The following is a 13,220-nucleotide window of genomic DNA, read 5'->3' as shown; positions in this document are numbered from 1 at the left end:
AAGCTGTTTATTTATAAACAATAATACGATTTAGTTCAGGTTTACGTGAGGGGCTTGATTAAAGGTAAGCCCTCGGCTAAACGAATCGCAGGATAGGCTTATAAGCTCATCTCACCGCGTAACACTTGTTGCATTTGAGCTTTCACTTCTTCGTAGCTTAAATCTTGGCTCAATAGATAATGTAATTTCGCCAGTGCCGCTTCTGGTGTCATATCGTAACCACTGATAACGCCCGATTCTGCTAGTGCACAACCCGTCGCGTAACCACCCATGTTGACTTTACCTGCCAAACACTGAGTTAGGTTCACCACAATCACACCTCGTTCTGAGGCATCTTTTAAGTGTTGAAGTAGTTCTTGATTTTGCGGTGCGTTGCCAACACCAAAAGTAAGCAGAATCATTGCATTTACAGGCTGTAGTAGCGTGTTGCGAATCACCTCATGCGAGATTCCTGGGTACATTGTAATTACACCGATGGGTTGCGGAGTAATGTTATGAACCTTGAAAGCACCTTCGGGTTGTTCGTTTACCTTAACGTTATTGCTGATCTGGATATTGATACCCGCTTCTAGCAATGGAGTTAGGTTTGGAGAGGTAAACGCATTGAAGCCATCAGCGTGTGATTTTGTACTGCGGTTACCGCGCATCAACTTGTTGTTGAAGAACAGTGTCACTTCGTTGATCGGGTAGTTCGCTGCAATGTGCAGAGCATTTAGCAGGTTTGCTTGTCCGTCTGAACGTAACTCTGCCAATGGGATCTGAGAGCCCGTAACAATCACAGGTTTGCCGAGGTTTTCCAGCATGAAAGACAGAGCAGAGGCGGTGTAAGCCATTGTGTCTGTACCGTGTAGGATAACGAAACCATCGTACTTATCGTAGTTAGCGCGAATATCATCAGCGATAGTCTGCCAATCAAGTGGCGTCATATCTGAAGAGTCCATTAATGGAGAGTATTCATGAATGGTGTACTCAGGCATTTCTGGGCGATGGAATTCAGGCATGCCAGCTAGCTGCTTATCCATAAAACCTGCGACTGGGACATAGCCGTGGTCCAAAGACTTCTGCATGCCAATTGTGCCGCCGGTATACGCGATATAGATGTGTTTTCTTTCCATGGCGATTAATACTTAGTGTGATATAGGGAACAGGGGGGCGATTATAGCGAATTATCATGCAATAAAAAGAGGCGCCTCACACAGAGGCGCCTCTTGATAACAAAGCGTTGAGCTTATCTTATTGAACTTGGCAGTTTAAGCAAAAAGCATATCGACCTTGTGGGTCGTTAAAGTTACCTAACAGTTGGCTATCTTGAGCTAACTGTTGAGTAACAGGCTGTAAACTGCTTGGAATCATTGACTGAATATCAAGGCCTATCGACATCTGAACTTGGTTCATAAATTCTTGAATAAATAGTTCAGTGGCTGAAAGAGGCTCTTCTACCCAGTAAATGTTGTAGGTTTCAAGCTCTGCAAGTGAAGCTGCAGCTGTAATCGCATCATCAAAATCACCAATTTCATCGACTAGACCTTTCTCGATTGCATCTTGCCCTGTCCATACTCGGCCTTGAGCAATCTTGTCGACAGCATCGACTTCCATGCCACGGTTTTCTCCAACTAGGCTGATGAATCGGCGGTAACCGTTTTCAATGCCCATTTGGAAAGCGTCTTTCGCACCTTCGCTTAGTCCAGTTGTAATACCAAGACCAGAGAAAGGCGACGTACCAACGCCATCGGTGTAAACGCCGATATCGTTCAAGCCTTTCTCAAAGGTCGTGATAACACTGAAGATACCGATCGAGCCTGTTAGTGTGGTTGGTTGAGCCAAAATCTTGTCTGCGCCCATCGAGATCCAATAACCACCAGAAGCAGCCAGGCTAGACATAGAAACCACAACAGGTTTACCTGCTTGCTTGATCGCTTCTATTTCATTGCGGATAACTTCTGAAGCAAATGCGCTACCACCTGGGCTGTCTACACGAAGTACAACCGCTTTTACTTTGTCGTCGTTGCGCGCTTGGCGAAGTAGTGCGGCCGTGGTATCACCACCAACGGTGCCACGTGGCTGTTTGCCATCCATAATTGCGCCGCTAGCAACAATTACAGCGACATCGTGCGATTCACTTGTTAGGTCTGGAAGCATAGTTGTACGGTACTCGTAGTACCCCAACGCGTTATAGCTGTCTTGACCGTCACTGCCGAAGACGTCTGCGAGCTCTAGACGAACTTGTTGGCGAGTTGCCAGTTCGTCAACTAAACCAAGCTTCTCTGCCAGTTTTGCGATATCGCCATCAACCGACTCAAGGTCTTTTAAGAAAGAGTCCATGCTTGGGTTCAAGGTTTTAGCATCGATCTGGCGGTTGTTGCTTACGTCATCAACGTATGCTCCCCACAGTTGACCCAACCAACGAGAAGCTGACTCTTTCGCTGCGTCTGACATATCGTCGCGAATGAAAGGTTCGATTGCAGACTTATAAGTACCGACGCGGAATACATGTGTATTTACGTCCAGCTTCTCTAATAACGTTTTGTAGAACAGCGAGTAAGCACTGTAGCCTTTAAGCAGCACGCCGCCGTCAGGCGATAAGAAGACTTTAGTTGCGTAGCTGGCTAGGTAGTATTGGCTTTGGTTATAAAAGTCACCCACCGCATAAATTGGTTTGCCAGTTGCTTTGAACTCGTTAAGTGCTTTAGCTATGTAGCGCAGCTTGGTCAGATTGGTTTCTGGCAGTTCTTTGAGTGCTAAAACGATACCAGTTACCTTGTCATCGTCTTTGGCGTAGCGAATCGTTTCAACAATATCAAACAGGACGTTCTCTTTTGGAAGGTCTTTGCCAAGCAGTGAACCCGTGACTGAATCCATCGGATTGATATAGCGACTTTGCTCCACGATAGGACCAGACAGGTTAAGCACTAAAGCCGATTCCTGTGGAATAGTGGGTTGAGTTGTGTCTGAGTGGAAGTATACAAAGTAGATGATGGCGATACTGAGTAAAAAGAAAAGGTTAACCAGCGCAAGACGCACAAACGTGATGAGCTTCCAAATCCCTTTAAAGATGATGCCTATAAATTTGAATATTTTTTTCATTCTGTCTCCGCAGTGAGATCACGTCGCTTTAACAAGCTGTAGTACCATTAATCTCAATAATATGAACTGCTTGATATCCTACGATAATTCCCTAGCTCAAACTACACCAAGAATTGCTAATCGATATATATTCTCATTAAGTGTAGTCATATTAAGGACTTTTGAAGGTTTAATGCGTCCTGCATTATGATCGGTGTTACAAAAATGTAAACGGTTGTTTGAACTTTTGGTAATTGAGTTATATTGTGGTCTGACCACAAGGATATAATAATAGAAGTGATGTCTGCCATGTACCCACATTTACTCGAACCACTCGATCTTGGATTTACTCAGTTACGTAACCGTGTATTGATGGGATCAATGCACACGGGTTTAGAAGAAAATAAAGAAGGCCTCCACAAGCTTGCCGCGTTTTATGAAGAGCGAGCAAAAGGAGGCGTTGGCCTTATTGTTACCGGTGGTTTCTCTCCTAATTTACGTGGTAGATTGACCCCATTTAGTGCTGAGTTCAGTAAAGTTAAGCACGCAAAAGCTCACCAAGTTGTTACCGAGGCCGTGCATAAGCATGGCGGTAAAATTGCCCTTCAGTTGCTGCATGCTGGCCGCTATGCCATGCACCCATTCGCGCAAAGTGCTTCGGGCATCAAAGCGCCAATCGCTAAGTTTGCACCGAGTGAGATGAGCCCTCGTCAAATTAAAAAGACCATAGGTGCCTTTGCCAACAGTGCAGAGCTAGCTCAGGTTGCTGGCTATGACGGCATCGAGATTATGGGCTCTGAAGGCTACTTGATTAACCAATTTATCTGTAAACGTACCAACATGCGTTATGACGAATGGGGCGGTTCTTATGAGAAGCGTATGCGTTTCCCGCTAGAGATCGTTAAATCGATTCGCGAAGCGGTGGGTAAAGATTTCATCATTATTTTCCGTTTATCGATGCTGGATTTGGTTGAGCAAGGCAGCACATTCGAAGATGTTGTACTTCTGGCTCAGAAGCTAGAAGAAGCGGGCGTGACCATTATTAATACCGGTATTGGTTGGCATGAAGCTCGTGTCCCAACTATTGCGACACAAGTTCCAAGAGGGGCATTCTCTTGGGTGACGGAAAAAGTAAAACCATACGTGTCGATCCCAGTGGTGACGTGTAACCGAATCAACACGCCAGAAGAGGCCGAACGTATCCTCAGTTCAGGACAGGCCGACATGGTATCAATGGCTCGTCCATTCTTGGCTGACCCTGACTTTGTTAATAAAGCCGCTCAAGACCAAGCGCAGTTCATTAACACCTGTATCGGTTGTAACCAAGCGTGTCTTGATAACGTATTCAAAGGCAAACGAGCGAGCTGCTTGGTGAACCCTCGCGCTTGTTACGAAACTGAAATTGTTGTGCAACCAGCTCAAGCAACCAAAACCATTGCCGTCGTCGGTGCTGGGCCAGCAGGTTTAGCTTGTGCAACAACGTTGGCACAGCGTGGGCATAAGGTTGATCTGATAGAGAAAAATGACCGCATCGGTGGACAATTTAGATTGGCAATGCAGATTCCGGGTAAAGAAGAGTTCAGAGAAACGATTCGTTACTTTGCTAACCAAATAGATGCATCAGGCGTGAACTTAAAACTGGATACTGAAGCGACGTTTGAGATGTTGTTGAAGTACGATGAAGTCGTGATGGCTGCTGGTGTTGAACCCAGAAAGCTTGATATTGAAGGGATAGATCAAGAAAACGTAGTCGACTACCAAACCTTGATTCGTGAAAAGACACCAGTAGGCGAAAAAGTCGCGATTGTTGGTGCCGGTGGTATTGGTATTGATGTGGCAACTATGCTGACAGAGCCGACTTCTCATAGCTTGGACGACTGGCTGCATGAGTGGGGCATTGATAAGAATATGGAGCACCCAGGTGGACTTTATCCTTACCCTGATTCGTTCAGTGATAAAACGGTTTGGGTGATGCAGCGTAAAGCCGGTCGAGTGGGTAAAGGCCCGGGTAAGACTACAGGTTGGATTCATAAACGCACATTAGAAAAACGTGGTGTGAACTTACTTGGTGGCGTGAGCTACAACAAGATTGACGACCAAGGTCTGCATATTAGCGTTGGTAAGAAAGATCAGGTACTCGATGCCGATTCCGTTATCGTGTGTGCGGGTCAAGTTTCTGTTCGCCCGTTTGAAGATATGTGGCAAGAGTTTGGTGGCAAACTTCACGTGATCGGTGGTGCTGATTACGCGGGTGAACTTGATGCGGTACGTGCTATTCGCCAAGGTGTTGAGTTAGCGATTAAGCTCTAACAACAAACAGAATACATTCGCTTATAAACTTGAACGAAACCTGTAAATAAGGCTCCTAAGTCATAGATTTAGGAGCCTTTATTGTTTCCAATACCGTTTGAACTATTGTGTCAATTGGACAGCCGTTGAGATTTATTATCGTTTGTATTCTGTGCTACAGTTCAACTATACAAACAATAAAAATTAGTAAGGACTTCAAATGGATGCTTTGGATCTATTGCTCAACAGACGCTCTATCGCAAAACTCTCTGATCCAGCACCTGAAGGTGTCGCGTTAGAAAACATCATCAAAGCGGGTTTACGAGCTCCAGACCATGGCGCACTGACACCATGGCGCTTTGTTATCGCACAAGGTTCAGGGCTACAGAAACTCTCAGACATCTTGGTTCGTGCTGCCGAAGCGGATAAAAGCGAAGAAGCGGTTATCGAGAAAGTAAAAAAAGCGCCGTTTCGAGCTCCAATGGTGATCACTATCATCGCAAAGGTAACTGAGCACGAAAAAGTGCCAGCATTCGAACAACACCTTTCTGCGGGTTGTGCTGCGCAAGCAATGCAAATGGCAGCCGTCGCTCAAGGTTTCCAAGGTTTTTGGCGTTCAGGTAAATGGATGTTCCACCCTGAAGTACACCAAGCTTTCGGCCTAGAAGGCGACGATGAAATTGTTGGTTTCCTATACCTAGGCACTCCGGGCTGCACACCAATGAAAGTGCCAGAGCGCGACTTCTCAAAGTTCGTCGAATTCTTATAGAGCAAATAGAATCGTGAATAGTGGAATGCTAACTGTATAAACAACCAGTTTTTCTTGATTTATTAGGGCCACATTAGATAATGTGGCTCTAATTGTTTGTAGCATCTGGAAAAACATGTCTCGCCTTATTATTGCTGAAAAACCAAGCCTAGGCCGTGCGATCGCCGCTGCATTGCCTAATCCACAGAAGAAAGACCAAGGGTTTATCAAATGTGGCAATGGGGATGTGGTGACTTGGTGTATTGGACACTTATTGGAGCAAGTTGAGCCGGACGCTTATGACGACCGTTATAAGAAGTGGAACCTAGCCGATCTCCCTATTGTGCCAGAGCAATGGCAGCTAAGACCGCGTAAAACGTCAAGCAAACAGCTCACGGTGATCCGAAAGCTATTGAAGGACGCGACCCAAATTGTCCATGCGGGAGACCCGGATAGAGAAGGGCAGCTGCTGGTGGATGAAGTGATTGATTACTGCAAGGTGTCTAAGGCCAAGAAAGAGTCGATGGACAGGCTGCTGATCAGCGATTTGAACTTACCAGCGGTAAAGCGTGCGCTCTCTCAGATGCGGAGTAACCGCGATTTTATTCCACTTTCTATTTCTGCATTGGCGCGCTCTAGAGCCGATTGGCTGTATGGCATGAACATGACTCGCGCGTATACCTTGCTTGGTCAAAAGGCGGGTTACCAAGGCGTGTTGTCGGTAGGGCGAGTGCAAACGCCTGTACTTGGTTTGGTCGTAAGGCGTGATGAAGAGATCGAAAACTTCATTCCGAAAGATTACTTCACTCTGCATGCGCTGATCCCTTACCAAAACAACGGGCAGAGCTTTGATATTCGAGCGCGTTGGAAACCAAGCGAAGCATGTAAGCCATGGCAAGATGAAGAAGGCCGGGTGCTCAATCGAAAACTGGTTGAGAACGTGGCTCAGCGAATTGCGAATCAACCTGCAACGGTGACGGAATCAGAGCAAAAGCAAAGTAAACAAGCTGCGCCACTGCCTTATTCGTTGTCAGCTTTGCAGATTGATGCGTCTAAGCGTTTTGGTATGAGTGCTCAGCAGGTTCTCGACACTTGTCAGTCGTTGTACGAGAAACACAAACTCATCACTTACCCACGTTCTGATAGCCGCTATCTACCTAAGGATCACTACTCGCAAAGAGAGTTGGTCGTGGATGCCATCGCTAACAATGCGAAAGAGCTGCAAAGTGGTGCTCAAGGTGCGGATCTTTCTCTTAAATCCAAAGCATGGAACGACAGCAAGGTCGATGCTCACCACGCGATAATTCCTACTCCGAAAAAGTCATCGGTGAACGGCCTGTCTGCCAACGAGATGAAAATCTATCAGCAAATCGCTCGCCAGTATCTAATGCAATTCTACCCACCTGCTATTTTTGCCGATGCCAAGCTGGTCTTTGATATTGCTGGTGGTGTGTTCATCGCAAAAGGGCGTCAGCTTATCAACCCAGGTTGGAAGGTGTTGATGGGGAAAACGGACACCGAAGATAAAGGTGATGGTACTGACACTGTTCCACCGCTAGATAAAGGGACTGTGCTGACTTGTCGTGAAGGCGTGATTGGCGATAAGAAAACCGAGCCACCAAAACACTTTACCGAAGCGACCTTGTTACAAGCGATGACCGGTATTGCACGCTTTGTGGCAAATAAAGACCTCAAAGCGATCTTGAAAGAGACTGATGGCCTCGGCACAGAAGCAACCCGTGCGGGGATTCTCGATACTCTGTTCAAAAGACAGCTACTAACTCGACAAGGTAAAAGCATTCATAGCAGCCCTGCGGGGAGAGGTTTGATTCATGCCTTACCTGAGGACTCGACCTTTCCAGACATGACCGCTCACTGGGAGCATCAGTTGCAAGGTATGGCTGAACGAAACCAAGCGTATCAACCCTTCATGCAAGAACTAGAAAGCAAGATTGATGGCTTGATGGGCAAGGTAAAAACAGGTGAAGTTCCTGAATCTCTGCGTCATCTTCCTAAAGTCGAAAGACCGGCTTTTAAACGTCGTAAAGGCGGTGGTGCGAAGTCTTATGCCAACAAAGGTACGTATGCCAAGAAAGGTACCTATGCTAAGAAAGGCGCTAAAAGCTAGGAACTGAGAGTAAATGGCTGATTCTTTGCCAAAATGGAATTAACGTCCGACCTTGCGTCCGCAGCGCTTAAACAGCTGTTGCCAATAGTCCACATGGCGGCGAGTGGATGATCGAAAGGCGTTATGCGCATCTTTGATGGGAAAGTAATAACTGTGTAGGTCAGGTTGCGCGTCAAACATACCAAGTTGCGGGGCTAACTGCTGATAGTAGCCATCTAATTGCGCTATGTACGGCTGAACTTTGCCTATATATTGCTGCTCGAACACATTGTTGAGATAACGAAACTTGGTCGTGTCTCGTTGTTTACCACAGATGATATTGTGATTAAAAGTTGTCAGCTGTTTGGTGATGGTATCAAGTTCGGCCGACGCTCGCGTGAGCGAGTAGTATAAATCCCCGAGCGTAGAGCTCTTTTCTAATACTTCTTGAACCTCAGTAGTCTTTCCCGAAACGAGCGGTGTGTTTAACGCTCGGTTAATATGCTCTAGGGCGTCCCTTGTCTGTCGGACTTGTTCGCCGATATCAGCACGCAACCACTGACTTCCACGCATTTGAGACTGCATCGCTTCACTGGCATAGATGAGATTCCATTGGTGCAGTGGAAATTGTGCGAGCTTCTGCTGCTCGATTTCTTTGAGTAATTCTACGATCTCTGGATCTAATTCGTTATTAGATAAACATTGACCAACACCTTCCAGTAGAGCGACTTGATAATCGTAATTTCGGAACTCGTCGGCGACTTTTCCAAGTACTGAGTTTCTTTCTGCAATCAGGTTGAATAATCCGCATTGTCGAAGTTGATAGCTGTCGATAAGCCCGATAGAGAGCGAAGGAACTTCAATAAACAGTTCTCGCTTTCTCGGTAAGCTGTCGAGCTCCCAGTCTTCCTGTATCTCGTCAGCATCTTGCACGTTGGCGATTTTGGCCTGATAGTCGTCGAAGTAGTTCTGTGGGCTGTCATCGAAACATCCAGTGATCACCACGGTCAGACACAACAGTGTTGAACGTACGATTAAGCTTGAGATAGCGTGACGATCCATGTGATCGCTACCAGTCTATTTCGCTACCATCGAAATTAAAGAAGTGACCACTCACTTCAGTATTCGATGACTCTATTACAGTCACAAGGCCTTTAGCTGAAGTCTCTGTATCAATAAGAGCATTAGGTCCGCCCATTTCGGTCTGTACCCACCCTGGATGTAACGCCAACACTGTAAAGCCATTATCGGTTAAGTCGTTACTTAAGCTCTTCACAACGGAGTTTAAAGCGGCTTTAGATGAACGATAGATATAACCGCCGCCTGAGGTGTTCTCGGTCATGCTGCCGACTCTAGATGAAAGACAGGCGATCTTTTTGACGTCACTACTTTCTATAAGAGGTAATAGAGTCTCGACAAGCTTCAATGGGGCAATTGTGTTGATTTCAAATACACGACGCCACTCTTCGACATCGGTATTACCCAGACCATAACCTTTAGGGCCATAGTAGCCAGCGTTGTTGATCAAGATATCAATCGACTCTATTTGCGAAGTGAGGTGGCTCACCGCTTGGTAATCGGTGATCTCTAATTGAATGCAGGTCAGGTTGCTACTGTGGTCTGCGAGAGAGAGCAGTTCTTTTGCTGAATTGGCGTCACGGTAAGTTGCGTACACCTTGTGATTACCTTTCAAGTATTGTTGAGTCAGACTTAAGCCAATGCCGCGGTTCGCTCCAGTAATAAAAATAACGCTCATGGTGATTCCTTTTCAGTTCAATTAGTTAAGTTTGATGGCTTAACACGAGAAAATCAACGCTCCACCAACTGGCTATTAGCATACCTACAAAAATCATTACTGCTGCCATCGAACCACAGATCACACCACAGGTGAGTATTACGTTTTTCATTGTTGTCTCTGGAATTAATTAAAGGTAATGATAACTATTATCATTAATTAAGGTTGTCGCCAAGTCTGAGACTGTTATGATTTTGAGATTGATACGTAATACGCCCGATCTATGACTCCTTTAATTTACCATCCAATTTATTCTCAGTTGCCTTTACCAGAAGGGCATCGTTATCCAATCAATAAATATCAACTGTTGCACAGTGCTGTGAAGCACCACATGGATAGCGATCCAAAATGGGGTAATGCATTCGAAATGTTCCAGCCAATGCCTGTTTCGGTAGAACAAGTAAAGCAGGTACACGATGGTGAATATGTCGATTTGCTAGTTTCTGGAAATTTGCCAGCAGCAAAAATGAGACGTATCGGCTTTCCGTGGAGTGAACAGCTTATAGAAAGGACACTCTATTCAAGTGGTGGAACCTGCTTGGCCGCTGAAATGGCCATCGAGAGTGGTTTAGCGATTCATCTCAGCGGTGGCTATCATCATGCGCACCGAGATTTTGGCAGTGGCTTCTGTTTGTTGAATGATCTGGTCTTGGCGGCCAAGCACGCATTAACCTTTGAGCATATAGATAAAGTGCTGATCGTCGACAGTGATGTTCACCATGGCGATGGTACAGCGACACTTTGCCAAGAGAGCGATGAGATTATTACTTTGTCATTCCACTGCGATAAGAACTTCCCTGCGCGTAAACCGTTATCTGATTTAGATGTGCCGTTAAGTCGTGAAACAGAGGATGAAGAGTTCTTACTTTGTTTTGAACAAGTTACTAAGTTAGCGATTGCTCACCATCAACCTGATCTGATTATTTATGATGCGGGGATCGATATCCATCAAGACGATGAATTGGGTTACTTGAATGTTTCGACAAAAGGGATATTTGAACGCGACTGTTTGATGATTGAATTAGCGAAATCAGAGTCTATTCCGATGGCGTGTGTAGTCGGTGGTGGATATCGAACTGAACATCAAGATCTGGTGCCGATTCACATGCAGTTACTCAACGCTGCATTGGCTGTGAATAGCTGAACTTGTGTGATCTCCAGATACAAAAAAGCCGCTGATTTCTCAGCGGCTTTCTTTAATGTGGTGGAGGGATAGGGATTTGAACCCAACCACCAAAAAATTAAATGCTTATTTTACAATTGGTTAATCGAGTTATCGAAAATCATTTTAATCGTTTGTCTTGTACAGATTAAACCTTACTTCACCGTTTAACGTCAAGATATATCAGATTGACATGTTAGTAAGTTAGGGCGGAACGTTATTAACGTTGCCCTTGCTTGGAGAAAAACACTCAGGCATACGTCCTTCTAGAGTAAAACACAAAATTTACTTATAGAGAGGCTCGGCCTGTCAACTCTCGGGACTTAACGCTGACTACGCAGCGCTCAATCCTAATTTGTTATGCATTTCTTCCAAGCTCAGAATCTGGCCCCAACTTACTACTAAAAACGAACATACAACTAACTAAAATGCCTAACTCAAAAAGCTGACATAGAAAAGATGCCACCTTAAACACCAGACCAGTTTCCATCCAAGGCGTCGCTATTTCGATTAGCACAGCGGCTAAAACCAAAGTATACCCAATCCGTTGATGCCATTTACCTAACACTGGCGAAAAATGGTGGAAAGCTAACAAGTAGAGCACCGAAAAAAAAGGCATTATAAACCAGGTGAAAGACTCAAAAATTTCAACCAATGAGCTACCACCTTCACCCAAAGTCGCCATTAGTATCGGGATAATAAAATTGAGTAGCATATAAAGACACGGATATATAAGAATACCCAAGGCAAGATACTGGACTGATTTTTTAACTCTACTTTCCACTTGTACTACCTTCTCAAGTTGGAGTAACGCATAACAAATGATATGGACTCCCTCTACCTGACACTCGGCGCGCCATACTTACTCAGTAAACGCTGAAGAACTGGAGGTTACTATGTCCACCATTCAAACTATTGGCGTGACCTCACCAAGAATATGTTCAGTATTCACTGTGTCGATGCATATGGCAAGTGTGTCCTACGCAAAAATATCTAAAGAAACAAAATCTTAAATACATTAGCTAAGTGTCCGCCTTGCCTCATCGGTATGGAGGCGTACTCTGGTGCACATCATTGTGCGTGAGAGCTCAGCAAATGAAATTTTTGGACAAATGTATTTCAGGTGTGTTGCTCCAAACCGTTTCGATCAGATAAGAAAAAGTATCTAGGATACATTAAATTGTGTATGGCTGTTTATTTCTACAGATGTACTTTTTAGCTTACAAATTTTTATTCAACCATTTCACCGTGTGATCTCGCATATCGTTGGAAAAGTAATGCGATTCCTCAACTAAATTGAACTCAATTTCAGTATTGTTTCTATCGTATTTACTCTTCACTTTTTCATAAAAGTCCTTCGCGAAATTAGCAGGAACCCAATCATCTTTCTCACCATTTATGATCAGCATAGGGCGGCTTTCATTTTCTATAAGGTACAAACATGGATCAATCTCTGCCATATACCTAATAGCTAACTTCTCATCATCACTAAGAGTCTTATTAACTGAATCGGCTTCTAAGGCGAACTTCTCCAAGCCGACAAAATCAGGAGAGCCGAGAATTGATACCGCAACTTTAATCCGTTTATTTTTGGTCAAAGAATAAAATGTGGACATTGCCCCCATAGAGATACCCACAACCGCAATCCTCGATGGATCAATCCTAACGTCTTTCTGATAATGCTCAATGAGTGTATTTATGTCATCTGAATTCTGCTTGATCACCCCCGACATTCTTTTGATAAATCTCGAATGACTACTAACGTTTCGAGCATTACCATCATCTCTTTCGCCGTGTTTATCTGCATCAAAGCAGATAACCGAATAACTCTGAAGAGCCAAATTTAAAGCTAGATTAGAGCCTTCATATTTATCATTGCTCCAACCGTGACAGATGATGACTAAAGGATTATTTACCGACTCTTTTTTACAATAGAGCAGATACGTAACCTTACCGATCTTACTTTTTTCTACTACAACACCTTCCATGAACGCCCCTTATATTTCAATATATTCGTTTATGAGCACGATAAACCGTTAAGCTTCAGAAAACAGCT

The 13,220-nt window shown here is 44.7% G+C and carries 11 protein-coding genes and 1 pseudogene; 5 read left to right on the top strand and 7 right to left on the bottom strand.

Annotated features, from left to right (window positions below; translation table 11 throughout):
- Nucleotides 1-98: 98 nt before the first annotated feature.
- A complete protein-coding gene (ansA, locus tag ACED42_RS03025) occupies nt 99-1,115 on the bottom strand; it encodes an asparaginase (protein ID WP_012603507.1) in 1,017 nt (338 codons plus the stop codon).
- Between the two features lie 118 nt (nt 1,116-1,233).
- Nucleotides 1,234-3,084, bottom strand: coding sequence for a signal peptide peptidase SppA (gene sppA / locus ACED42_RS03020; RefSeq protein WP_371701350.1), 1,851 nt, complete (start codon nt 3,082-3,084; stop codon nt 1,234-1,236).
- Between the two features lie 279 nt (nt 3,085-3,363).
- On the opposite strand from sppA, the gene ACED42_RS03015 reads away from it, so the two are divergent.
- The 3 genes from ACED42_RS03015 to ACED42_RS03005 all read left to right on the top strand — a co-directional run bounded on the left by ACED42_RS03015 (nt 3,364) and on the right by ACED42_RS03005 (nt 8,228).
- Entirely contained in the window at nt 3,364-5,373 is a 2,010-nt protein-coding gene (locus ACED42_RS03015; RefSeq protein ID WP_029224084.1) for an NADPH-dependent 2,4-dienoyl-CoA reductase, read from the top strand.
- 199 nt (nt 5,374-5,572) lie between these two features.
- The gene (locus ACED42_RS03010; RefSeq protein ID WP_012603510.1) at nt 5,573-6,121 is read left to right on the top strand and encodes an NAD(P)H nitroreductase; all 549 of its coding nucleotides are present in this window, start codon (nt 5,573-5,575) and stop codon (nt 6,119-6,121) included.
- A gap of 115 nt (nt 6,122-6,236) precedes the next feature.
- The gene (locus ACED42_RS03005; RefSeq protein WP_371701347.1) at nt 6,237-8,228 is read left to right on the top strand and encodes a DNA topoisomerase III; all 1,992 of its coding nucleotides are present in this window, start codon (nt 6,237-6,239) and stop codon (nt 8,226-8,228) included.
- Between the two features lie 39 nt (nt 8,229-8,267).
- Here the strand turns inward: ACED42_RS03005 and ACED42_RS03000 are convergent, their stop codons facing one another.
- The 3 genes from ACED42_RS03000 to ACED42_RS02990 are packed head-to-tail and all read right to left on the bottom strand — an operon-like array spanning nt 8,268 to nt 10,114.
- The gene (locus ACED42_RS03000) at nt 8,268-9,269 is read right to left on the bottom strand and encodes a DUF3080 domain-containing protein (RefSeq protein ID WP_371701345.1); all 1,002 of its coding nucleotides are present in this window, start codon (nt 9,267-9,269) and stop codon (nt 8,268-8,270) included.
- A 7-nt stretch (nt 9,270-9,276) separates the two neighbouring features.
- Complete coding sequence (locus tag ACED42_RS02995) at nt 9,277-9,963, bottom strand: SDR family oxidoreductase (protein WP_371701343.1); 687 nt, start codon at nt 9,961-9,963, stop codon at nt 9,277-9,279.
- 25 nt (nt 9,964-9,988) lie between these two features.
- Entirely contained in the window at nt 9,989-10,114 is a 126-nt protein-coding gene (locus tag ACED42_RS02990; protein WP_371701342.1) for a hypothetical protein, read from the bottom strand.
- A gap of 111 nt (nt 10,115-10,225) precedes the next feature.
- Here ACED42_RS02990 and ACED42_RS02985 point away from each other — a divergent pair, with 111 nt between their 5' ends.
- A complete protein-coding gene (locus tag ACED42_RS02985; protein ID WP_371701340.1) occupies nt 10,226-11,146 on the top strand; it encodes a histone deacetylase in 921 nt (306 codons plus the stop codon).
- Between the two features lie 376 nt (nt 11,147-11,522).
- Here the strand turns inward: ACED42_RS02985 and ACED42_RS02980 are convergent, their stop codons facing one another.
- Nucleotides 11,523-11,948 carry a hypothetical protein gene (locus ACED42_RS02980; protein WP_371701338.1) on the bottom strand — a complete coding sequence of 142 codons (426 nt, stop codon included), beginning with the start codon at nt 11,946-11,948 and terminating at the stop codon, nt 11,523-11,525.
- Nucleotides 11,949-12,101: 153 nt separating this feature from the next.
- Here ACED42_RS02980 and ACED42_RS02975 point away from each other — a divergent pair.
- Nucleotides 12,102-12,245 (top strand): annotated as a pseudogene (locus tag ACED42_RS02975) (IS110 family transposase); the annotation flags it as partial.
- Nucleotides 12,246-12,384: 139 nt separating this feature from the next.
- Here the strand turns inward: ACED42_RS02975 and ACED42_RS02970 are convergent.
- Nucleotides 12,385-13,152, bottom strand: coding sequence for an alpha/beta hydrolase family protein (locus ACED42_RS02970; protein WP_371701336.1), 768 nt, complete (start codon nt 13,150-13,152; stop codon nt 12,385-12,387).
- Nucleotides 13,153-13,220 lie beyond the last annotated feature (68 nt).

This window comes from Vibrio sp. FF145 (assembly GCF_041439075.1).
Classification (GTDB): domain Bacteria; phylum Pseudomonadota; class Gammaproteobacteria; order Enterobacterales; family Vibrionaceae; genus Vibrio; species Vibrio tasmaniensis_A.
Note: the sequence above shows the minus strand (reverse complement) of the source record. Positions and strands in the feature narration are given on the sequence as shown.